The organism is Exiguobacterium sp. PHA03, assembly GCF_041945985.1.
Lineage (GTDB): Bacteria > Bacillota > Bacilli > Exiguobacteriales > Exiguobacteriaceae > Exiguobacterium_A.
The window spans coordinates 234,261-257,320 of record NZ_JAUTYQ010000001.1 but is presented as its reverse complement, the minus strand read 5'-3'; the positions used below and the strand labels follow the sequence as shown (position 1 = coordinate 257,320).

Genomic DNA, 23,060 nt, shown 5'->3' with positions numbered 1-23,060 from the left:
CCTCTGATCAGCCGCGTGATCCTAGAATGTTTTTATCACGACGTAAGAATTGGCTGCGGGCACTACGCATTGTTGCGATACGCTCTTCTGCCATTTTCTCAGCAGCACGATATGTCGGTAAATGATCGCGTTTTGCGATCTCGAATACTTTTGTGACCGCGTCGTAGACGAGTTCAACTTTTTTCATGGCACGATCACGGTTGTATCCGTCGAGTTCATCGGCAACGTTGATGACACCACCCGCATTGATGACGAAGTCTGGTACGTATAAGATATCGCGTTCTTCGAGCATGTCACCGTGACGGTCTTCTTTAAGTTGGTTATTTGCCGCACCAGCGATGATTTTGACTTTCAATTGTGGAATCGTCTCGTCGTTTAATGTCGCACCGAGGGCACATGGCGCAAAGATGTCCGCTTCGACGCTATAAATGTCTTCTGGTGCGACGATCAAGGCACCGAATGCTTCTTCTGCACGTTGAAGTGCTTCTTGGTTGATGTCCGTGACGATCAACTTTGCACCTTCTTCATGCAAATGACGGCATAGATTGAAGGAAACGTTACCGACTCCTTGGATCGCAATCGTTTTGCCACCAAGTGAATCTGTTCCGTACACTTCTTTTGCCGCTGCTTTCATACCACGGTAGACTCCGTATGCCGTAACTGGTGATGGGTTACCACTTGATCCGAATGCTGGGCTGACACCAGTGACGAAATCTGTCTCCATATGGATATAATCCATGTCTGCAACCGTCGTATTGACATCTTCTGCTGTAATATAACGACCGTTCAGTGACTGGACGTAACGTCCGAATGCCCGGAAGAGTGCTTCTGATTTTTGTGTCTTCGCATCGCCGATGATGACAGCTTTGCCACCACCAAGGTTCAAACCAGCGGCTGCATTCTTATACGTCATCCCTTTTGATAAACGGAGCGCATCAATCAATGCCTCTTCATCAGATGCATAATTCCACATACGAAGTCCACCGAGTGCCGGTCCGAGTGTCGTGTCATGAATCGCGATGATTGCTTTTAATCCAGATACTTTATCGTGGCAAAAAACAACTTGTTCGTAATCTTCCATCTCCATTGTTTCAAAGATACTGAAGCGTGATTCTACATTTGTTTCGACCATTTTAAGTTCCTCCTCAGATTGTTTGTTTTACTTTTTTCGTCTGTTGAGCATTTAATAGCGCAAAGGCTAGTGAGTACATTTTTGCTTCTGCTGTATCGGCACGGCTTGTCAATACAACTGGAGCCCGCGCTCCGACGAGAATCGCCGCCACCGAGGCATGTGCGAAATACATGAGCGATTTGTAGATAACGTTCCCAACTTCGATTTGCGGCACGACGAGTAAATCCGCCTGCCCTGCTACGTCTCCCGTCAAGCCTTTTTGCTGGGCAGCGACGAGATTCACGGCATTGTCGAGCGCAAGTGGTCCGTCTACAAGGCAATCCTTGATTTGACCACGTCGGTTCATTTGCGTCAGTAGGGCAGCGTCTATCGTTGCCTGCATCGTCGGATTGACGACTTCGACGGCTGCTAAGACTGCGACTTTCGGTAATCCGTATCCAAGCGCTCGTAAGGCGGAGACACCGTTTTCGATAATTTTTACCTTATCTTCGAGTGTCGGTTGGATATGAATCGCTGCATCGGTCAATCCGATCGCTGATTCACGCCCTGGCACTTCGAACAACGCGACATGCGACAGGACATTTCCAGAACGCAGACCTGTTTCTTTGTTCAAGACAGCTTTCATGAACATCGCTGTCGGAACAAGACCTTTCATCAAGACACTCGCATCCCCTTTGCGAACGGCATGAGCGGCACGCTCTGCCGCTTCTTGCGATGTAGAGGTGTGGGTGATCACGAACTGCGACTCTCGTAATGTCCGTTTTTGAATCATCTGCTGAATCCGTGTCGCATCCCCGAACAAATGAAAACGCGCTAAATCGTTTTCAATTGCTAATGCGACAGCATCCATCACTTCTTCGTCATCCGCAGCTGCAATCGCAACGACGGAATCTTCGAGTCGAGCTGCCTGCTCGACCATTTCACTGAATCTCACTGTATTCCCCCCTTACCTGTCATACATAAATAGTAATAGCAATTTTCGTGCCAATTCAAAAGAGACGGTAAAATAAGCAAGAACGTCTTTAATTTTGCACGCTTTTGCATTTTTTGCAATATATTGCACGCAAAAATTTGCGCTTCATGAATAAATGTTAAATCGTTCCACTTTGTAATAAAGTGCCCGCAGAGAGATCCCAAGTTGTTTTGCGGCTTCTGTTTTGTTGCCGTTAAAAGCAGTAAGCGCTTCCCGGATCAACCGTTCTTCGACGTGAGACATCTCGTCGGATAAATGTTTGATTTCCTTTTTCTGTCTCGTCGTGACTTTTGTTGTTTGTGGCACGACAAGTTGAAGATGTCCTTTTCGTAAGACCGTTTCTGTTTTATCCGTAAAAATCAATGCGCGACCGATGACATTTTCAAGCTCGCGGACGTTTCCTTTCCACGGTTGCTTCTTCATTGCTTCGAGTACATCATCCGAGATCCGTCCGACCGATCGTCCATAACTTTGATTCAATTTGCGGAGTAGGTGTAAGGTTAACGGTGCGATATCATCCGGACGCTCACGTAGTGCCGGTATGTGAATCGGTAAACGATTAATCCGGTAATAAAGATCTTCTCGGAACTCATTCATGATGATTTTTTGCTCTAGATTCGCATTCGTCGCCGCGATGATCCGGACATCAACCGGAATTGCCTTCGTGCCACCGACACGAACGACTTCATTTTCCTGTAACACCCGTAACAGTTTGGCTTGGACGTCGAGTGGCAGCTCGCCGATCTCATCTAAGAACAGCGAACCTCCGTGTGCTTCTTCGAAGTATCCCCTCTTGCCGCCACGCCGTGCTCCTGAAAATGCTCCTTCCTCGTAACCGAATAGTTCACTTTCGAGTAACGTCGGTGCAATCGCCGCACAGTTGACGCGGACGAATTGTTCATATTTGCGTTCGCTCGCTGCATGGATCGCATGTGCGAACAGTTCTTTACCGGTTCCGGATTCACCGCGAATCAAGACGTTGACTGGCATCGTTGCCGCAAGCTTCGCTTGATCGACGACGAAGCGCATTGCTTCACTCTCGGCGATGATATCATCGAAAGTATATTTAGCTTCGAGTGTCCGGATTTTTTGTCGCGCTGCCTTTAATTCTTTTGCTAGAGCCTTCATTTCCGAAATATCTCGAATGACTCCAACGGAACCGCGGACTTGTCCATCGACGATGACAGGTGCTGCGTTGACGATGATATCGCGTTGATCTTGTCCGATCTTCATACGAACATCTCGCACGTTCTCGCCTGTGTTCAAGACTTTCAAATGAACGGATTCCTGCATCCCGATATCGGCGCTAGCCGGTTTTCCGACGACATCTCGTTCTGTGAAACCGGTCATTCGCGTATACGCCGGATTAATCAGCATCGTCTGTCCGTCTTGATCGGCGACGGAAATCGCTTCGCTCGTACAATGAATGATTGCTTCGAGCATTTTCTCTTTTTCAGTCAGACGCTCAAGTAACACTCTGACGAATTCACCCGGTAAGACCGCCGCTCCCGGAAAATCATGGATTAATTGTTCGAGTACGCCACTTTCTCCCGTAGCGTCAATGATGAAATCGACGTCTGCTCCTTCGAATGCTGACCAGTTCGTTTCGATCCGAATGTCCGCGCGCCGTGCAAGCGCTACCCCAGGCGCCTCCATGTTTGGATCAACAAGACCGATGACCGTTAATAGTGGTGAACGTTGAAATGCGTGCAAGACCTCTGTTCCCCCTTGACCTGCTCCGACGACGAGTAGATGATGCATATAAATTCCCCCTTTGAAACTGCTTACATTTCTATCCTACTCGGAATAAAAAAGGGAAGCAAACCCGATTCGCAGAACGATCGATTTTTTGATACAATACGCTTGGAAAGGAGTGGCGTCCTATGCGTATCATTGGTTTGCTCTCATTATTAATCCCCGGCATCATCGGCGCGATTGGTATTAAGCTCATGCGCGACAGTGTCTTTCTAATTGCGCAAGTGCCGTTTAAATACTTAGGCGATGCGGCTTACGTATATGTATTGCAAGGTCTCGTTGGGTTGATTCTTGCGATGGGTGGTATTGGATTTGTCGCAGGATATGTCTTTTATCGCGATCGAAAACGTGGAAAAGTCTCCGACCGCTATCAAAAAAAATAAACACAGAAAAAGGTCCCCATCTCTTGAACTCATTTCAAGCGCGGGACCTTTTACTCGTATAAAATTGGTTTCACTTACGGATGAACTCCTCTCATAGTTAGAACTATTCGTGTACTCCAAAACCTTAGGTGTTCCTCTTAATGAAGAGGTGGAAAGAAATCAGATCTGGCTATCGAGCTAACGATAGAATGGTATTTCAGTTCCATCATCTGACTGTACTCGGGACCTAGGTGGAGCGTAATGTCATCCGCTTGAAGCAGTCAAACATTCGGTTGCTAACAATCACTGCTAGACAACACTCCTTTTCACGAACTGTACTTTTCATTTTAGACGATCCGTTACCTTCCACTTTTCCCTAGCTTCGAAATCATGGAAGCTCCCATTCATTCGAGATTTCCCATCTAGAATGAACAAGATACCTTGGTACGACTTCTACCAAGAGAATGTCGTCCGGCATTCTTGAGCCATTTACAGTTGGCGTTCTGAGATGATATTCATCAACGGGATTTCCGGAGTCCTCGCCGACTCGACGTTCATCTGACGTCTTGCCAAATCATTTGGTACCTTTATTATAACAAACATTTCAGTTTATGCAATATTTATTTGCAAACGCTTTTATTTTTTTTGACCTCTACCGTATGCTGTAGAAAGAGTGCATTCGAAAGGAGATCTTGTATGCGAAAAATCATCGTATTCGAACATCTATCTTTAGATGGTGTCGTTCAAGCACCGAGTGGAAAGGAGGAGGATGTAAGCAACGATTTCGAACATGGTGGCTGGACCGTTCCTTTTCAACATCCTGAGATCGGTCAAGTCATTCGCGGATGGATGCATGAGGACTGCTCTCTGTTGCTCGGTCGTGCGACTTACGAACAATGGGCAAGTTATTGGCCACTCCACTCAGATGTCTGGCCGATTGCCGATCATGCCATGAAGTATGTCGCCACGCGTCATGCACTACCTGTCCTTTGGCAGCCGACAACTTGTTTGAAGCATCCGACTTCTGAACTAAAGCTTTTGAAACAACAGGATGGCCCACCATTTCATATCTGGGGCAGTAGTGAACTCGTTCATACACTTTATCAAGCGGATTTGATCGATGAGCTTCGCTTGATCCATTATCCTGTCATCATCGGTTCCGGTAAGCGTCTCTTTCCCGATCAAAGAATGATTCCCCTCACTTGGAACGTCATGGAACAACACACGTTTGATAACGGAGTGTCAATCATTCGCTATGAACGAAATAAGAATCAAATATAAACCGTTATCGTTTAGATTCTGCCTTTTACCAGAAAGAAAGAGGAAAGAAGCGTAGCGATTCGAGATGGACAAAAAAAGTGCAATCTTTCTCGTCAAGAGAAAAACTGCACTTTATCTTCAGTCTGGCGCCTTTTATGAATTAGACGGTATATGGCTTCAACCGGATTGTTCTTGATTCATATGACTCGATACATACGAGATGAATTCCGAGTTCTTTGGACTCTTCTCTTGTTCGATCCGACCGTTAAACAACTCGTGTTGCTGCATTCCTTCGTTCCAGGCGGACTTGATGGCATGACGCATCGCTCGTTCGACGCGAGAAGCTGTTGTTTGATGTTTTTTCGCAATCGTCGGATAGAGTTCCTTTGTGATCAATCCGAGTAGATCTTCCCTTTCAAGCACCATTAAGACAGCGTCTTTCAAATACGTAAACCCTTTGATATGCGGAGCGATCCCCACTTCTCGAAGCGTCGAGCCGACTTTTAGATCAATCGTTTCGATCGCCGGAGCTTGTCCTTGATTCGTCACGAGACGAATTTTTTGAACGAGCTGATCCATGCTGAACGGTTTAAGTAAGAAGTATGATGCTCCAAGGGTGACCGCCTGTTGTGAGACCTCGTCCTTACCGAAAGCACTCAACATGATGACAGCAGGATTCTTCTTTTTCTTCATCAATTCTTCGAGCACACCAAGCCCATCTAAATGAGGCATGATGATGTCGAGGAGCAATACATCCACCTCATGTTCTTTCATGCGTTCGAGACAACTCTCGCCATTGTAGGCGACGCAAACGACTTCCATGTCTTCTTGCGCAGAGATATGCTGGCGAATCAGTTCGACCATTTCGCGATTATCATCTGCTATCCCGACTTTAATCAATCCTTACACCCCATTTTTAAGCGATTCTTTCATCGTCTTCGCCTGATCCATCAATTCCTCGGCATGCCGTAATGTCAAATCCGTCATATGGGCACCGGAAATCATCCGTCCAAGTTCGTTCCCTCGATCTGCTTGAGACAAGACGTTGACTTGGGTCGTCGTACGATCCGTCTCCTCAATCTTTCGAATATAGAGATGTTGATCCGCCATCGAAGCGACTTGTGGTAAGTGCGTAATACAAAGCACTTGTCCGTCTACCGACAAACGATAGATTTTTTCTGCCATCGCTTGTGCAACACGACCCGAAACACCCGTATCGACTTCATCGAATATGATTGAGGCGACTCCGACCGAGCGCGAGAAGATCGACTTCAGTCCAAGCATGATACGAGATAATTCCCCGCCCGATGCAACTTTTCCGAGCGACTTGAATGGCTCTCCCGCATTCGTCATGATGAAGAATTCCACATGGTCGATCCCGTTCTTGCGTAGCATCGGTGTCTTTCCGTCTTGAAGAAAACGAATTTCAAACCGCGCCTTCTCCATGTAAAGCTCACGCAACTCCAAATGAATCGCTTCACTTAATTGAACTGCCGCTTTGCGACGCTGTTGTGAGAGTCGACCACCAATTTCAAACAATTCGCTTTCGAGCTGTTCGACTTCGGTTTTTAAGCGTTCAATTCGTTCATCTCGATTTGTCATCGTATCAAGTTCAATCCGAATTTTCTCACCGTAAGCGATGACTTCCTCAATCGTCGCTCCGTATTTTCGTTTCAGCTGTTGGAAGACGGACAAACGTTGTTCGATCTCATCGAGTCGATTGGAATCGAACTCAAGTGTTTCGAGTTGATCTCGAATGGCATAACCGACTTCTTCTAGTCCATAAAAGGCGCTTGCGATCGCGTCACTTTGCTGAGAAAACTGTTCGTCGATGCTTGATGCTTGTTGTAGTTCACGCATCGCGTCTCCAACGGAATCGATGCCGCGCATCTCATCGTGTAAGGCGTCATAGGCTGTCTTCAACGACGCATATAACTTCTCGAAGTTCGCAAGACGATTCCGCTCGACGAGTAACTCATCTTCCTCATGCGCTCGAAGTTTTGCGCCCTCGATCTCTTCGGTCTGAAACGATAACAAATCGATCCGTTGGGCGAGTTCTTGCTCACTTTGTGCGAGCGATTGTAGCGCCGTCCGTTTTTCTTCATACGTTTGATAACCGGACTGATAGGCTTGAAGGAGTGGCGCGATCGCCTCTTGCGCGAAGTCATCGAGAATCGCTTGATGGTACGTACTGTCCATTAAATGCTGATGTTCATGTTGCCCGTGCATATCGACGAGGACACGTCCGAACTCACGTAAAATCGTCAGTGTGACCAGCTTATTGTTGACGCGACAGACACTTTTTCCTGTCGCGAACAGATCACGTCGCAAGATGATCAATCCGTCTTCGATATCGATGCCATACTCTTCTGCAAGATCATAGACGAGATGGTCGTCTTCAATCAGAAACAATCCTTCTAGTTCCGCCCGATCTTCCCCGTATCGAACGAATTCCGCGGATCCACGTCCACCAATTAATAATCCGATCGCATCGAGAACGATCGATTTACCGGCACCTGTTTCCCCAGTCAAGACGGTCATTCCTTTTTTAAAGTCGATCTGTAGCTCGTCAATGATCGCAAATTGTTTGATCGATAATTCAGCTAGCATCCTGTCAACTCCTTACAGCATTTCTAAAATTCGTTCCGTCACTTCTTTCGCTTGTCCCTCACTTCGTGCAATCAATAGGATCGTATCGTCCCCACACACCGTTCCAAGCAGTTCGCTCCAGCTCAAATGGTCTAGTAAGACAGCGACTGCATTCGCATTTCCCGGCAGGACATGCATGACAATCAGATTTTGAGCAGAATCAATCGAGATGAAGCTATCTCCGAGCAGACGCCGCAATTTCCCGAGTGGGTTGAAGCGTTGGTCGGCGGGTAAGCTATATTTATAACGTCCATCATTCAACGGGACCTTCACGAGATGGAGTTCCTTGATATCTCGTGATACCGTTGCCTGTGTCACCTTATATCCTGCATTCCGTAATTCCTCTACCAATTCATCCTGGGTTTCTACTTCTGATTGGGTGATGATCTCCCGAATCTTAATCAACCGTTGCCCCTTTGTCATTCCTGCACCTCACAGTATTCTTCGATGTTACTATTGTAATCCAATAAATCATCAAAAGTCCACGTTTCCCATTTTATTATCCGGTTTTCATCGTGCCACACAACAAGGAAGACGGACCCATGAACCGGATCCGTCTTCGTTATCGTCTGTTCGTTTAAAGACTAGCATGCGCTAGCTTGACCGTCTCCGTCGCATGAACGGACGGATCAAGCCCTGGTTGACCAAGGCGTGCATGCAACAAGAACTCAATGTTGCCCTCTCCACCGGTAATCGGAGAATAGTCGAGCTGCTTGACATAGAACCCTTGTTGAATGAAGAATTCGATCATCTCATCGAGAACTCGGACATGAATCCGCTCATCACGCACGATGCCTTTTTTACCGATATCCTCACGACCTGCTTCGAATTGCGGTTTGACGAGCGCCATGACGTCTCCTCCTTCAACGAGGATCATCTTCAATGGCGGAAGCATCAAACGTAATGAAATGAACGAGACATCGATCGTCGCAAACTGCGGCGCGACAGGGAACATGTCTGGTGTCGCATGCCGGAAGTTCGTTTTTTCCATCACCGTCACGCGGTCATCCGAGCGAAGCTTCCAGTCCAGCTGATTGGAACCGACATCAAGTGCATACATATGTGCTGCTCCATTTTGTAAGGAGCAGTCGGTAAAACCACCTGTCGACGATCCGATATCGAGACCTGTTTTACCCGTGACATCAAAATCGAATACTTGAAGTGCCTTTTCCATCTTAAAGCCACCACGCCCCACGTAAGGCATCAACTGACCTTTAACGTGCAAATCGATATCGGACTTGACCTTTTCACCGGCCTTCTCCAATCGTTCCGTGCCACTAAAGACGAGTCCAGCCATGATCGACCGTTTCGCTTTTTCACGCGTTTCAAACAAACCGCGCTCGACGAGAAGAACGTCGAGGCGGATTTTCTTTACATTTTCCATGAATCGTCACACACTCTGTTTCTTTCCTTGATTGACGAAAGCGCGTACTTCTTCTGCGATTTGTCCAGGTAATAGTCCAATTTCTTCCAGCAACTCATTCACACCGCCGTGCTCGATATACCAATCCGGAATACCGAAGCGTTTGACGCGTGGGAATGCTTCCTGCTCGTTCGCATGCTCAAGGACAGCTGATCCGAATCCACCTTTTAGGACGGCTTCTTCCAGTGTCACAAGTGGAATTCCCTCTGCGTAAAGAGCGTTCAGCATCTTCTCATCAAGCGGTTTGATCGTCCGGGCATTGATGACACGAACTGATAATTCGCCTGCTAAGAGATCCGCGATTTTGAGCGCGTCTTGCACTTGTGGTCCGAATGCAAGGATGGCGACATCTGTTCCTTCACGTTCAACTTCCCACGTATCGAGCGAAATTTCATGCAATGTCTCATCCATTGGTACACCAAGTCCTTCGCCACGCGGGAAACGAACGGCGATTGGTCCTTCGTATTTAACAGCTGAATAGAGCAAGTGCTGTAGTTCATTCTCATCCTTTGCCATGACGATTCGAATATTCGGAACGTGGCGCATGAAAGCAATATCGAAGACCCCTTGGTGTGTCTCTCCATCTGCTCCAACAAGACCTGATCGGTCAATCGTAAACGTTACGTCCAGATTTTGACGCGCCACGTCATGCACGAGTTGATCGTATGCGCGCTGGAAGAACGTCGAGTAGATTGATACAACGGGTTTCATGCCTTGCGTCGCTTGACCAGCTGCGAACGTAACAGCATGTTGTTCCGCGATCCCAACGTCAAACATCCGCTCTGGGAATTCTTTTTCAAAACAATCGAGTTTTGAGCCAACACTCATCGCTGGTGTGATCAACGTCAGCTTTTCATCGTCGCGTGCCATCTTCGTCAAGGTATCCGCTACCGTAAAGGAATAACTTGGTGCTTTTGATTTTCCTTTGATGACTTCGCCGGACTCCATCTTGTATGGTCCAAGACCGTGCCATGTACCGACCCCATCAAACTCTGCCGGACGATAACCTTTCCCTTTTTTCGTGATGACATGAAGCAGGACAGGTCCTTCTTCTTTTTTCACGTAATTGAGCTGTTCGATCAAATCATTAAGATCGTGTCCATCGACCGGACCGTAATAGTTGAAACCAAGTTCTTCAAAGAACATCCCAGGAACGAGCGCTCCCTTGACGGCTTCTTTCAATTTCTCGCTTCCTTTTTCCAAACGTCCGCCAATGACCGGAATCTTTTTGATCAATGCTTCAAGCTCGTCTTGCGCAAAACGTACTTTTCGCGATGAACGAATCCGTCCTAGCATTTGATGCATCGCACCGACGTTTGGTGCAATCGACATCTCGTTATCATTTAAGATGACGATGACGTTTTGTTGCTCTGCTCCGATGTGATTCAATGCTTCGAGGGCCATACCGCCTGTTAACGCCCCGTCACCGATGATCGCGACTGCGCGGTCATCCTTACCGCTCAATTCGTTTGAAACAGCAATCCCCATTGCTGCTGACAAGGACGTCGAGCTATGCCCTGTCTCCCAGACGTCATGCACGCTTTCATTGCGTTTCGGAAATCCACAAAGTCCTTTATGCTGACGGAGCGTATCAAACTGGCTCGCGCGTCCTGTGAGAATCTTGTGCACATAGGCTTGGTGTCCGACGTCCCAGACGAACTTGTCATTTGGACTGTCGAATTCACGATGCAGTGCAAGCGTTAACTCGACGACTCCAAGATTCGGTGCCAAGTGCCCACCTGTCGTCGCTAATTCTTCAATCAAAAAGCGTCGAATATCGCCTGCGAAAACTTCGAGTTCGGAGACCGACATACGCTTTAAAAATGACGGATCCTGTATTTCTGTCAATTTCATACCTTACCGCCTCTTTTCCTTACAATCTTATAGGGTTTGTACCCTACATTGTACTAGAACAATCTATCGAGCGCCATTGTCAGCATAGAAAAAGACGACGCACGATGCGTCGTCCTGCTTAATGGTCACGCTTGACCACGAAGTCTAGCAGTTCCTTAAGTGTCGTCGCTTCGACCGATAGTGCTTCAATCGCCTGTTCTGCTGCTTCCACCTGAGCTGTCAGTGCACGTTTCGCACCTTCAAGACCGAGGAGTTTCGGATACGTCGCTTTTTCATTTTCTTCATCACTACCAACCGGCTTGCCGATTTTTTCAGCATCTCCTGTCACGTCTAAGATGTCATCTTGAATTTGAAAAGCAATGCCGAGATGGCGACCATATTGATGCAGGTGCTCAAGATCTGTCGGACTAACCGCGGCGAGCAACCCGCCTGCTTCGACCGCAAAGACGAGAAGTGCTCCTGTTTTTCGACGATGAATCGATTCTAGCTCCGCTACATCATTTATGCCACCACGCTCACCGAGCATATCATCGAGTTGTCCACCGACCATACCAGAAGCTCCTGCCGCCGCCGCTAATCGTTCGACGAGCGCAAGCTTCACTTCTGGCGAAGCTGGTGTCTCAAGGAGGCAGCTGAATGCGTTCGTGAGCAATGCGTCTCCTGCTAAAATCGCTGTCGCTTCATCAAAAGCAATATGATTCGTCGGACGACCTCTACGGAGATCATCATCGTCCATTGCCGGAAGGTCATCATGAATCAGCGAATATGTATGAATCATCTCAAGTGCCGCCGCAGCAGCATCTCCTTTTGAGCGGTCGATTGAAAAGGCATCGAGTACTGCATAAATCAAGGCCGGACGAATCCGTTTCCCACCGGCATCAAGTGAATACCGCATTGAGTCACGTAAACGGTCGGGCGCATCGAGTCGCTCCATGAACTCTGCCATTTTGTTTTCGACTTGTGTCTTCCATTCATGCAAGGCAATCATTGTGCTCCTCCTTTTTCCCGCAGCGTACCATCTTGCTCCAGGATCTGATCGAGTTTTTTCTCAGCAACGGATAACTTTCCTTGGCAAAGAGCTGTCAATTTGACGCCCTCTTCATAAAGAGCCATCGCTTGTTCTAGCGGAGCTTCGCCCTCTTCGAGTAACGTGACGATCTCTTCTAGTCGTTCTAGTGCTTCTTCAAAAGATTGTTCCGTCTCCATCCTTACTCCCCATCCTCTCGTTTGGCACGAATCGTTCCATCATGGAATCGGATATCGAACGAAGACGCTGTTAATGCCTTCGCGGAACGAACAATTTGTCCATCCTGTTCGACATACGTATAGCCGCGCATCAGGACATGCGTCGGACTGACGGAGTCGAGTCGCGCGAGCACATGACGCACTTGTTGTTGTTTCGATTGCAAAAGCCGACGCACGATTTCGAGTCGACGACGCGACTGTTCAATCGTTGCTCGTTGTTGTACGAATCGATCACGTACTGGTATTCGCATTAAACGTGTGTGAAGACGCTCCACCTGCTGTCGTTTTTGAGTCACGATATACTGCATCTCTTTTTGGAGCAACATTTCCGTCCGGTCCAGTTGTTCCTGCTTTAGTCCGAGTAAAACACGTGGCGATTTAAGACCGTAACTCGCGGCTAGACGTGTCACTTGCTCCTGTTTACTCTTAAGGAGTTGTGTATACGTTCGTTCCAAACGTCGCTCTACATCCTGGACACGACGGACGAGTGCCTCTGCTTCCGGAGTGACAAGTTCTGCCGCCGCTGTTGGTGTAGCAGCACGAACGTCGGCGACGAAATCACTGATCGTAAAATCAGTCTCATGTCCGACAGCAGAGACGATTGGGATACGGGATTCAAACACGGCTGTCACGACAGACATTTCATTGAATGCCCACAACTCTTCGATCGAACCGCCACCACGACCAATGATCAACACATCACAGGCAGCATGCTCGTTCATCAGTTGAATAGCACGACTGATTTGGGGTGCCGCGTCTGCTCCTTGTACAAGAACCGGCGCGAAGACGATGGCTGCTTGCGGATAACGACGCCGGAGTGTTGTTGCAATGTCATGAAGCGCCGCTCCTTTTGGCGATGTGATGATCCCGATCCGATCCGGAAAAGCAGGCAACGGTTGTTTGATCGCAGGATCAAACCAACCACGTTCTTCAAGATCCATTTTCAGGCGAGAAAACGCCTCGTATAACGCGCCCACACCATCTTCCGTCATCCGTTCGACATAGAGTTGCATTTCTCCAGAAGAGACGTAGACAGATAAGCGTGCCGTGACGACGACACGCATGCCGTCGCGTATGTCTGTCTTGACCCGACTCGCATCCCGAGCAAACATGACGGCTTTCATCCGTGACTGTTCGTCCTTCAACGTAAAATAAAGGTGACCGGAAGAGTGTCGTTTAAAGTTCGACACTTCTCCCACCACCTGGACTTGTTGTAGAAGGGCGTCACCTTCTAGTTCACGTTTGACATAGTGGACTAAATCGGAAACGTGAAGAGGTTCACTCATTGCGCGGCCTCGATCGTGTTATGCAGTAACATCGTGATCGTCATTGGACCAACGCCACCCGGAACAGGTGTAATCATCGATGCAACGTCTTGTACCGTATCAAAATCAACATCACCGACGAGTTTACCATCGACACGGTTGACACCGACGTCAATGACGACAGCATCCGGTTTCACCATATCTGCAGTAATCAGCTTCGGTACACCGACTGCGACGATCAAGATATCCGCTTGGCGTGTCATCGCACCGAGGTCTGCAGTTTTTGAATGACAGTATGAAACGGTAGCCGATTCATTCAAGAACAACATACCGACGGGTTTTCCGACGATTTGACTCCGTCCGACGACAACGACGTGCTGACCCGCGATCGGTACATTCATCTCTTTTACGAGATGGAGAATACCATTTGGTGTACATGGTAAAAATGTCGGTTCACCAATCATCATCTTCCCGACAGAGACAGGATGGAAGCCATCGACGTCCTTTTCAGGAGAAATCGCAAAAATGACCTTGCTCTCATCAATATGGTCTGGCAACGGCAATTGAACGAGAATCCCGTGGACACTCGCATCTACGTTCAGGCGTTCAATCAAATGAAGGAGTTCTGATTCCGTTGTTTCTGCCGGAAGTCGGATCAACTCTGAATCCATTCCGATTTCCTTCGCTGCCTTCTCTTTTCCGCGTACATAAGATTGACTAGCTGGATCTTCACCAATCAAGATGACAGTCAATTGCGGTTGAATCCGCTGTTCTTTCAGACGTGCGACTTCTTCTTTCAGCTTCATACGATATGAATGGGCTACCTGTTTTCCATCGATTACTACTGCCATGATTTGTCCACTCCCCCAAAAAGTTCGATTCACTCTTCTGTCTGTTTGTCTCTATTCGGTTTTAAATCGGTTTATGAATTTTCTTTGACGACGCCTTGTGCCACTTTACCAAGAACACCGTTCACAATTTTCGTTGCTTCTTCATCTGCGAACGCCTTCGTCAATTCGATGGCTTCGTTAATCGTTACTCGAACCGGAATGTTCGTTTCGAACAACAATTCATAGACGGCTAAGCGAAGAATCGTCCGCTCGATGTTTCCAAGTCGCTCGAACGACCAGTTGACGAGCGCTTCTCGAATATGCTGATCAATTGTTTCTTTGTTCGTTTCGACACCGTTCACCAATTGCTCGACGAATGTATCGTATTCCTTACCTTCTACCGCGAATTCAATGGCCTCTTGTGCAGTCAGATCCGAAAGTTCCATTTGGAACAAAGATTGGACTGCGAGTTCGCGTGCCATGTGTCGTTTCATCATGATTTTGCGTGCTCCTTTTTTTGTCGTTCTCAATCAGTTAGTTTAGCACATTCCTCTTTTAAAAAACATAGAGAACGCCAAAAAAAGACGGGAGTTCGTCGCACAAACTCCCGTCCTGATTCAGTTTACGATCGTACCTTTTAACTCACGCTCTGCGAATTTCGTCGTAAATGTACCACGACGGAATACCGGGTGACTGAGAACCCGTTCGTGGAACGGGATCGTCGTTTTAACACCTTCGATCCAAAATTCAGCTAGCGCACGTTCCATTTTCGCGCATGCTTCTTCCCGTGTTTCTGCATGAACGATCAACTTTGCAACCATCGAGTCATAGTATGGTGGAATCATATACCCTGGATAGACCGCGCTATCGATGCGCACGCCCATTCCGCCCGGTGTCACATATTGTGTGACACGTCCAGCAGACGGACGGAAATCATGGTCTGGATCTTCGGCATTGATCCGGCACTCAATCGAATGACCATGGAACTTGATATCCTTTTGTTTAACGGCAAGTGGATGATCGAGCGCGACTTGGAGTTGTGCTTGAACGAGATCGAACCCTGTGATCATCTCCGTTACTGGATGTTCCACTTGAATGCGCGTGTTCATCTCCATGAAGAAGAATTCTTCCGTCTCTTCGACGAAGATGAATTCGATCGTTCCAGCTCCCGTATACTGAATCGCTTTTGCTGCTTTTACAGCAGCCTCGCCCATCTTCAACCGTGTTGCTTCACTGACCGCAGGAGATGGTGCTTCCTCAATCAGTTTCTGCATCCGGCGTTGAACGGTACAATCTCGTTCCCCGAGGTGAATGACATTGCCATGACGGTCAGCAAGTACCTGTACTTCAACATGGCGGAATTCTTCGATGAAGCGCTCTAAGTATACGTCTCCGTTTCCGAAGGCTTGTTTCGCTTCACGACGCGTCTCACTTAGACCATTGATCAACTCTTCTTCCGAACGAGCGACCCGAATCCCTTTACCACCGCCACCTGCTGTCGCTTTGATGATGACTGGATAACCGATTTCTTGCGCCAGTGCGACCGCTTCTTCGTCTGTGACCGTTCCATCTGAACCAGGTACGACGGGTACTCCGCATTCGATCATCGTCTTCTTCGCGACATCCTTGATCCCCATCTGACGAATCGCATCCGACGTCGGACCAACGAACTTAATCCCACACGCTTCACACATCTCGGCAAAATCGACGTTCTCAGCTAAGAAACCATAACCCGGGTGGATCATCGTGACTTGACGATTTGTTGCGATCGCAAGAATGTTCGTAACGTTTAAGTAGGATGAAGCAGAACTTGCTTCACCGATGCAATATGCCTCATCTGCTAAGCGAACGTGTAACGCTTCCTTATCCGCCGTCGAGTAGACAGCAACGGTTTGTATTCCAAGTTCCTTTGCCGCTCGAATGATGCGGACGGCAATTTCTCCACGGTTGGCAATCAATAATTTTTCCATGCTGTTCACCCCCGTTTACGGACGGATCCGGAAGAGTGGTTGACCAAATTCAACGAGATCTCCATCGGCGACAAGAATCTCGACGACCGTTCCAGATACTTCCGAGTTTAAGTTATTGAAGAGTTTCATTGCTTCAAGGACACAGACGACTTGACCGACTTCGATCTGATCCCCGACTTTGACGTATGCCGGTTTATCCGGATTCGGACGAGAATAGAACGTCCCGACCATTAACGCATTGATTGTGATCGTATCGTCAGCGACTGCTTCTTCTTCAACAGGTGCCGCTGTTTGTTTCACAGGAGCAGGTGTTGCTACCGGTGCAGCGGGTGCTTGGTGTGAGACCGTTACCGTCTCTCCTTGTTTCTTTAATTCCAATTTATACGTATCCGTCTCAAGTGTGAGTTCGTTTACACTCGACTGATCGAGCATTTCGAGTACTTGTTTCAACTGATCGATTTTCATCTGTCATTCTTCCCCCATCTATGCTGTATTCACAATTATTATACCAGGTGCTAATGCCTACTCAAATACTTATATTAACTGGTCATACCATTGGATGCAAGTCACGCTGGATGAAAAAAGACGCCTCTCGACCTAACAAAAGGTGAAAGACGTCTTGTCGTTTCGTTCTTATCCGTTGTAACGACCTGTGAAATCACCTGTACGTGTATCAACCGTTACTTTTTCGCCCGCTTCGATGAAGAGTGGCACTTGAATGATGTGTCCCGTCTCTACTGTCGCGTTTTTCTTGACGTTCGAAGCTGTATCGCCTTTAACGCCCGGCTCCGCTTCAACGATCGTCATGACGACCGTGTTAGGTAATTCAAGACCGAGGATTTCGCCGTTATAAACAGCGATTTGAACTTCCATGTTTTCAAGCAAGTATGGAAGAGCTGCTTCGACTTGTGCCGTCGTCAATTCCAACTGCTCGTAAGATTCTGTATCCATGAAGACATATGTCTCACCCATTGGGTAGAGGTATTGCATCTTGTTACGCTCGATGTGCGCACGCTCGACACGCTCACCGCCGCGGAATGTCATCTCTTGGATGTTCCCGTTACGGATATTACGCATTTTCGTCCGAACGAACGCTGCCCCTTTACCTGGTTTAACATGTTGGAATTCAAGTACTTGCCAAATCATACCGTCTGAAGTTTTGATCGTTAATCCTGTTTTTAAATCGTTTACTGATACCATGAATGGTTCCTCCTAAAATGTCCCGTCACTCTGAATTAGAGAGTGATCAGTTCTTTTGGTGAAGACGAAAGAATTTCTCGACCTGTTTCCGTGATCAAGACGTCATCTTCAATTCGGCATCCGCCGACTTGCGGCACGTAGATACCTGGTTCGACCGTGACGATCATGCCCGGTTCAAGTTTCGTCTCAGAGCGGAAAGATAGACCAGGTCCTTCATGTACTTCTAGACCAATGCCGTGTCCCGTCGAGTGACCGAAGTACTCGCCGTATCCTGCTTCTTTGATGATATCACGCGTCAATGCGTCCGCTTCGATCCCTGTAATACCTGGTTTTAAACCATCAACACCCGCTAGTTGTGCTTGTAAGACTGTATCGTAGATTTTCTGCAATTCAGCATTGATCGGACCGACTGCTACAGTCCGTGTGATATCTGAAACATAACCGTTCAGAAGCGCCCCAAAATCAAGCGTGACAAGTTCGCCTGTCGCAATGACCTTCGAACTGGCAACACCGTGCGGCAAGGCAGAACGATAGCCCGATGCAACGATCGTATCGAAAGAAGAAGACGTCGCTCCCTGCTTACGCATGAAGAATTCTAGTTCATTTGATACTTCAAGTTCCGTCCGTCCTGGTTGAATGTACGTCAAGATATGCTGGAAGGTCGCATCTGCGAGCTCCACCGCTTCCTTAATCATCTTAATCTCTGATGAATCCTTAATCAAGCGTAGGTTTTCGATGATTCCCGTCGTCGGAACGAGTTCGATCGAAGAAGCTTGATCATACGCTTCAAAAGCACCGAGTGTCATCGCATCTTTTTCGACGCCGACCGCGCGAACACGTGCCCCTGCCATCAATTCACCCATTGTCTCTGGAATCGAACGTTCAATTTGGACGATTTCCATTCCTTTGACTTGGTCTGCCGCTTGCTCCGTGTAACGGAAATCCGTCACGAAGTACGCTTGCTCTTCTGTTACGAGACATGCACCGCTTGAACCTGTGAAGCCGGAAATATAACGAATGTTCTCTGCTTTCGTGACGAGTAATCCTGGAAGGTCCCGTTCCTTTAAAGCTGCTTGTAACGCCTCGATCCGTTGTTTCATGATTGATTTCCCCCTTATTCCGATTGTTGTAAAGCTTGGAGTGCTTCTGTTGCCAGACGATATCCCGTCATGCCAAGTCCAGCGATGACCCCCTTGCAGACTGGTGCGATCATCGAATGATGCCGGAAGGATTCACGTGAATGGACATTCGATAGATGGACCTCTATGACGGGTGCTTCGATTGCAGCAATCGCGTCACGTAACGCGATACTCGTATGCGTGTAGGCAGCCGCATTGAAGACGATGCCGTCCGCCCCTCGTTCCTCGTGAAGAACATCAATCAGTCGTCCTTCATGGTTCGATTGCTCGAACCGAAACTGAATGTTCGGAAAATAAGCGCGAAGCTCGTGTTCTAAATCAGCTAACGTTGCCGTTCCGTATGTATCCGGTTCGCGTGTTCCAAGTAAATTCAAGTTTGGTCCGTTTAAAATCAAGACACGCAAAAAAACACCTCCTCGAATTCTTTTTCATTGTATCATAACCCGATTTCCGACTCCTAAAGATTACCTCGTTTTGACGAGTCGAACATAGTTTTTTTGTCGTAAATCAAGTACACTGACGATACACCTAATTTTAATGAAGACGGGATGCGTTCTATTATGAAAACGACTAATCCGCCGGTCGGTGGTCAAGCCATCGTCGAGGGCGTCATGTTCCAAAATGCGACCCATGCGGTCTCTGCGATTCGTCGAAATGATTCGTCGATTGAGACGTTTGCACAACAAAAACCGATTCGACCACGAATCGCCAAAGGAAAACGAATTCCACTCCTGCGCGGTCTCTTTGCATTAATGGAATCTTCAGCGAATGGCGCAAGTCACATGAATTTCGCAAGTGATCGCTACGGCGTCAAACCCGGTGAAGAAGAACCAGAAGAGTCAACGGCTAGTCCATTGACGAAATGGCTCGGAGTGGCTGTCGTCGGAATTCTTTCCTTTTTCTTTGGGAAATTACTCTTTACGTTATTACCTGCTTTCCTTGCGTCTTTGTTTGATGTGTTTCCGCTCTTATCGGGACATGTCGTTCAAAACATCATCGAAGCAGTGATTAAATTAACGTTACTATTTAGTTATCTCTACGTGATTTCTTTGACTCCACTCGTAAAACGACTCTTTCAGTACCATGGCGCTGAGCATAAAGTCATTAACTGTGTCGAATCAGGACGCCCACTCACGGTCGAAAACGTTCGCGTCAGCAGTCGTCTTCATTACCGTTGCGGCTCGAGTTTCTTGATCTTCACCGTCATCGTCGGATTTTTCGTCTATCTGATCGTGCCAACGGATCCACTTTGGTTGCGTCTCGTCTGCCGGATTGCTTTATTACCGGTCGTCATCGGTCTATCATTTGAAGTCTTACAGCTAACGAATAAAGCACAACATATCAAAGGACTTCGTGTTATCGCCTTGCCTGGTCTATGGTTACAGTACTTGACGACGAAAGAACCGAACGATGCACAGATCGAGGTTGCGATTTATGCGTTTGAAGCGTTGGAAAAACAGGAACATAACCTACATGAGAATGCACTGGGTTAATCGATAACAGGGGTGATATTATGATCAGACAACGCATTGGTTCTACATTTGCACTCGTCGTGTTACTGTTCGCTTTTGTCGGCTTTGGATATAAACTCGTCAATAATCCAAGTAGTCTGTTTTCACAATTGCTGTTCTTCGGGATTACCGCCGGGATCATCTTCTTGCTCTTTAAGTTCCTGACTCGTAATCGAAGCGTCGGAACGGGCGCAAATGCTCAGTACCGAAAATCCGTCGCTCAATCAAAAAAAATGCATGGCTCTTCGAATTCTGTTCGCCGGACAGACTTTAAGAAAAAACCGGTCAAGTCCTCAAAAGCGCCGGCATCGAATAAAGTCAGACCGTTGCGCGATCGTTCAAAAGCGCCTCATCTGACAGTGATCGAAGGAAAAAAAGGCAAAAAGAAAAAACGTGCTTTTTAATTTCAGAAGTACATTAAAAAGGAGATTCGTCATGCGACGAACCTCCTTTTTTCGTGTTCAATCCGTTTCGACCCAACCGATATACGGTAGATTGCGATATTCCTCCGCACAATCGATTCCGTACCCAACAACGAAGTAATCCGGAATCTCGAAACCGACATAGTCTGCGTCGAGTTTTACCTCACGACGTGCCGGTTTATCAAGCAATGTACATACTTTGAGAACTCCGGGTTGATGCAATTTCATGTGATCACATAAGAAATGGAGCGTCCGCCCTGTGTCGATGATATCTTCGATGACGACGACATATTTCCCTTGCACATCGAGATCGAGATCTTTCTTCAACTGAACACGCCCGGAAGAGACGGTCTTTGTTCCGTAAGAAGAGCACGCGACTGTATCAATTTGAACGCTTCCTTTGATTTCGCGCATCAAATCCGCAGCAAAGACCATCGACCCTTTTAACACGACGACGAGAACGATTTGACGCCCAGCCGCATCCACTTCGATCTGTTGTGCTAATTCACGAACCTTTTCTTTCAGTTGTGACTCCGACACTAATTTTTCTTTAATCGTGATTTCCATGACAAGGTGCGAACACCCGCCACCCCCTTCGTCCATTTTCAGGCTCAGTATAGCATATCTACCTTAAAATGCGCACTTTATCATAAAAATGTAATGGATCGTTCGTGTTTGAGAACTTTTTTTAGCAAGGAACTATAAAAAAACAAGCCTCAATCCTCTGGATGGGCTTGTTGATAGCGATGCAGTTCCTCTTTCAAACCAGGACGTTCCGCAAAGAACTGAATCATTCCGTTAATCTTATCCAACGCTTCGATACTAATATGATGCTCGATTCCTTCGACATCCTTATAAATCAGTTCCTCATCCACACCAACGAGACGAAGAAAATCTTCAAGTAAGGCGTGTCGTTCCACGAGACGCTTTCCGATTTTGCGTCCTTTAGGTGTCAGCATGAGACCCCGATACTTTTCGTAAACAAGGTACGTCTCCCGGTCGAGCTTTTGAACCATCTTCGTTACCGAGGACGGGTGAACTCCTAACGACTCCGCTATATCCGATACGCGAGCGTATCCTTTATCTTCAATCAGTTTATAAATTTGTTCCAAATAATCTTCCATACTCGGAGTTGGCACGACATCACCTTCCCATTTCATTCATTAGCGTTTCCAGTTCCACTCATCACTACGGTATTTCTCGGCAAGACGCTCAATCTCCTGCCACTGCTCACTCGTGAATGTCAACGGAACGAACGACAAATCAAGCGCCTCTTCGAAGCCTTTCGTGAACGCTTCTTGTACCTCGTCAAATGCGACAGCGCGACCTGCTAGCTCATTCAAAGCGACAGCTTTTCCTGAAAAACGCGCTTTCATCCGCTCGCGCGTCGATTCATCATCATACAAGAAACAATCAAACAATTCACCTTCATCGACAGAGAGTGGGACCGAACCGTGCTGTAAGACAACGCCTTGATGGCGGACTTGTGCACTTCCTGCGACTTTCCGTTTTCCTACAGCGAGTTCATAATACGATGCTGCATCAAAACAGACGGCTGATTTCGGCTTCCGTAATTCTTCTTTTTCCTCTTCCGTCAACGGAACGGAAAATTCGACCGGAATGCCGAGGTGATGGTATCCTTTGCGAATCCCTTCCGTCAACATTCGGTAACTTTCGATGACCGTGCGTGGTAAACCTTCTGTATCTTCCGGGATGACGACACTGTATGTCAACTCGTCTGCATGCAAGACAGCGCGCCCTCCTGTCATCCGACGCACGATCGGAATCCCGAGCTCTGCAATCCGCTTTCGATCGATATCACGGGTTGCTCGTTGGAAATGGCCAATACTTAATCCACGTGGTTCCCATGAGTAAAAACGAAGCGTCGGTGCGATCTCCCCCCGCCCGACGAACTGAATCAATGCTTCATCGATTGCCATGTTCATTGCCGGCTCCATCGCCGGCGTCGTCAATACTTGCCACTCTCTGTTCACTTCAGCACCCCCAAAACGTTTCCGTATTAGTGTATCAAACCCTTTCTCGGTCGCGCAATCACGAGTCGATTGCCGA

25 protein-coding genes are annotated in these 23,060 nt (G+C 47.6%); 4 read left to right on the top strand and 21 right to left on the bottom strand.

Features of this window, described 5'->3' with window-relative positions; genetic code table 11:
- Positions 1–7: 7 nt before the first annotated feature.
- The 3 genes from Q7C19_RS01330 to Q7C19_RS01320 all read right to left on the bottom strand — a co-directional run bounded on the left by Q7C19_RS01330 (position 8) and on the right by Q7C19_RS01320 (position 3,866).
- On the bottom strand, positions 8–1,132 hold the full coding sequence (locus Q7C19_RS01330) for a Leu/Phe/Val dehydrogenase (protein WP_375091440.1): 1,125 nt from the start codon (positions 1,130–1,132) through the stop codon (positions 8–10).
- A 13-nt stretch (positions 1,133–1,145) separates the two neighbouring features.
- Positions 1,146–2,066 (bottom strand): phosphate butyryltransferase, encoded by a 921-nt coding sequence (gene yqiS / locus Q7C19_RS01325; protein WP_035409077.1) that lies wholly within the window; start codon positions 2,064–2,066, stop codon positions 1,146–1,148.
- Between the two features lie 144 nt (positions 2,067–2,210).
- Complete coding sequence (locus Q7C19_RS01320; RefSeq protein WP_035409079.1) at positions 2,211–3,866, bottom strand: sigma-54-dependent Fis family transcriptional regulator; 1,656 nt, start codon at positions 3,864–3,866, stop codon at positions 2,211–2,213.
- Positions 3,867–3,988: 122 nt separating this feature from the next.
- On the opposite strand from Q7C19_RS01320, the gene Q7C19_RS01315 reads away from it, so the two are divergent.
- Positions 3,989–4,243, top strand: coding sequence for a DUF2627 family protein (locus Q7C19_RS01315; RefSeq protein WP_023467590.1), 255 nt, complete (start codon positions 3,989–3,991; stop codon positions 4,241–4,243).
- A gap of 675 nt (positions 4,244–4,918) precedes the next feature.
- Positions 4,919–5,503 (top strand): dihydrofolate reductase family protein, encoded by a 585-nt coding sequence (locus Q7C19_RS01310; protein ID WP_375091439.1) that lies wholly within the window; start codon positions 4,919–4,921, stop codon positions 5,501–5,503.
- Between the two features lie 156 nt (positions 5,504–5,659).
- On the opposite strand, the gene spo0A is transcribed toward Q7C19_RS01310, so the two are convergent.
- The 15 genes from spo0A to aroQ all read right to left on the bottom strand — a co-directional run bounded on the left by spo0A (position 5,660) and on the right by aroQ (position 19,461).
- On the bottom strand, positions 5,660–6,382 hold the full coding sequence (spo0A, locus tag Q7C19_RS01305) for a sporulation transcription factor Spo0A (RefSeq protein ID WP_035409083.1): 723 nt from the start codon (positions 6,380–6,382) through the stop codon (positions 5,660–5,662).
- Positions 6,383–6,385: 3 nt separating this feature from the next.
- Positions 6,386–8,092, bottom strand: a complete 1,707-nt coding sequence (gene recN / locus Q7C19_RS01300; protein WP_035409085.1) for a DNA repair protein RecN — start codon at positions 8,090–8,092, stop codon at positions 6,386–6,388.
- 12 nt (positions 8,093–8,104) lie between these two features.
- On the bottom strand, positions 8,105–8,554 hold the full coding sequence (gene ahrC, locus Q7C19_RS01295) for a transcriptional regulator AhrC/ArgR (RefSeq protein WP_035409088.1): 450 nt from the start codon (positions 8,552–8,554) through the stop codon (positions 8,105–8,107).
- Between the two features lie 154 nt (positions 8,555–8,708).
- Positions 8,709–9,515, bottom strand: a complete 807-nt coding sequence (locus Q7C19_RS01290; RefSeq protein WP_035409090.1) for a TlyA family RNA methyltransferase — start codon at positions 9,513–9,515, stop codon at positions 8,709–8,711.
- Between the two features lie 6 nt (positions 9,516–9,521).
- Positions 9,522–11,408: a 1-deoxy-D-xylulose-5-phosphate synthase gene (gene dxs / locus Q7C19_RS01285; RefSeq protein WP_056060225.1), complete on the bottom strand. Its 1,887-nt coding sequence runs from the start codon at positions 11,406–11,408 to the stop codon at positions 9,522–9,524.
- 118 nt (positions 11,409–11,526) lie between these two features.
- Positions 11,527–12,396, bottom strand: coding sequence for a polyprenyl synthetase family protein (locus Q7C19_RS01280; RefSeq protein WP_313491220.1), 870 nt, complete (start codon positions 12,394–12,396; stop codon positions 11,527–11,529).
- Positions 12,393–12,614: an exodeoxyribonuclease VII small subunit gene (gene xseB, locus Q7C19_RS01275; protein WP_023467583.1), complete on the bottom strand. Its 222-nt coding sequence runs from the start codon at positions 12,612–12,614 to the stop codon at positions 12,393–12,395. Before xseB ends, Q7C19_RS01280 begins: the two co-directional genes overlap by 4 nt.
- 2 nt (positions 12,615–12,616) lie before the next feature.
- Positions 12,617–13,939: an exodeoxyribonuclease VII large subunit gene (gene xseA / locus Q7C19_RS01270; protein ID WP_375091438.1), complete on the bottom strand. Its 1,323-nt coding sequence runs from the start codon at positions 13,937–13,939 to the stop codon at positions 12,617–12,619.
- Positions 13,936–14,769 (bottom strand): bifunctional methylenetetrahydrofolate dehydrogenase/methenyltetrahydrofolate cyclohydrolase FolD, encoded by an 834-nt coding sequence (gene folD, locus Q7C19_RS01265; protein ID WP_081780391.1) that lies wholly within the window; start codon positions 14,767–14,769, stop codon positions 13,936–13,938. The genes xseA and folD overlap by 4 nt, the downstream gene beginning before the upstream one ends.
- A gap of 71 nt (positions 14,770–14,840) precedes the next feature.
- Positions 14,841–15,242, bottom strand: a complete 402-nt coding sequence (gene nusB / locus Q7C19_RS01260) for a transcription antitermination factor NusB (RefSeq protein ID WP_035409747.1) — start codon at positions 15,240–15,242, stop codon at positions 14,841–14,843.
- Positions 15,243–15,365: 123 nt separating this feature from the next.
- On the bottom strand, positions 15,366–16,718 hold the full coding sequence (accC, locus tag Q7C19_RS01255; protein WP_035409099.1) for an acetyl-CoA carboxylase biotin carboxylase subunit: 1,353 nt from the start codon (positions 16,716–16,718) through the stop codon (positions 15,366–15,368).
- 15 nt (positions 16,719–16,733) lie between these two features.
- Positions 16,734–17,183 (bottom strand): acetyl-CoA carboxylase biotin carboxyl carrier protein, encoded by a 450-nt coding sequence (gene accB / locus Q7C19_RS01250; protein ID WP_035409101.1) that lies wholly within the window; start codon positions 17,181–17,183, stop codon positions 16,734–16,736.
- A gap of 168 nt (positions 17,184–17,351) precedes the next feature.
- Positions 17,352–17,918 carry an elongation factor P gene (gene efp, locus Q7C19_RS01245; RefSeq protein ID WP_023467577.1) on the bottom strand — a complete coding sequence of 189 codons (567 nt, stop codon included), beginning with the start codon at positions 17,916–17,918 and terminating at the stop codon, positions 17,352–17,354.
- Positions 17,919–17,953: 35 nt separating this feature from the next.
- Positions 17,954–19,018 carry a M24 family metallopeptidase gene (locus tag Q7C19_RS01240; protein ID WP_290773362.1) on the bottom strand — a complete coding sequence of 355 codons (1,065 nt, stop codon included), beginning with the start codon at positions 19,016–19,018 and terminating at the stop codon, positions 17,954–17,956.
- Positions 19,019–19,032: 14 nt separating this feature from the next.
- The gene (gene aroQ / locus Q7C19_RS01235) at positions 19,033–19,461 is read right to left on the bottom strand and encodes a type II 3-dehydroquinate dehydratase (protein ID WP_035409105.1); all 429 of its coding nucleotides are present in this window, start codon (positions 19,459–19,461) and stop codon (positions 19,033–19,035) included.
- A 156-nt stretch (positions 19,462–19,617) separates the two neighbouring features.
- Here aroQ and Q7C19_RS01230 point away from each other — a divergent pair, with 156 nt between their 5' ends.
- Positions 19,618–20,550 carry a DUF1385 domain-containing protein gene (locus Q7C19_RS01230; protein WP_375091437.1) on the top strand — a complete coding sequence of 311 codons (933 nt, stop codon included), beginning with the start codon at positions 19,618–19,620 and terminating at the stop codon, positions 20,548–20,550.
- A 20-nt stretch (positions 20,551–20,570) separates the two neighbouring features.
- Positions 20,571–20,972, top strand: a complete 402-nt coding sequence (locus Q7C19_RS01225) for an SA1362 family protein (RefSeq protein ID WP_023467573.1) — start codon at positions 20,571–20,573, stop codon at positions 20,970–20,972.
- 57 nt (positions 20,973–21,029) lie between these two features.
- Here the strand turns inward: Q7C19_RS01225 and hpt are convergent, their stop codons facing one another.
- The 3 genes from hpt to Q7C19_RS01210 form a co-directional block, all read right to left on the bottom strand.
- The gene (hpt, locus tag Q7C19_RS01220) at positions 21,030–21,557 is read right to left on the bottom strand and encodes a hypoxanthine phosphoribosyltransferase (RefSeq protein WP_064300287.1); all 528 of its coding nucleotides are present in this window, start codon (positions 21,555–21,557) and stop codon (positions 21,030–21,032) included.
- 149 nt (positions 21,558–21,706) lie between these two features.
- Complete coding sequence (gene mntR / locus Q7C19_RS01215; protein ID WP_035398709.1) at positions 21,707–22,129, bottom strand: transcriptional regulator MntR; 423 nt, start codon at positions 22,127–22,129, stop codon at positions 21,707–21,709.
- Between the two features lie 24 nt (positions 22,130–22,153).
- Positions 22,154–22,984 (bottom strand): lipoate--protein ligase family protein, encoded by an 831-nt coding sequence (locus Q7C19_RS01210; protein WP_375091436.1) that lies wholly within the window; start codon positions 22,982–22,984, stop codon positions 22,154–22,156.
- Between the last annotated feature and the right edge of the window lie 76 nt (positions 22,985–23,060).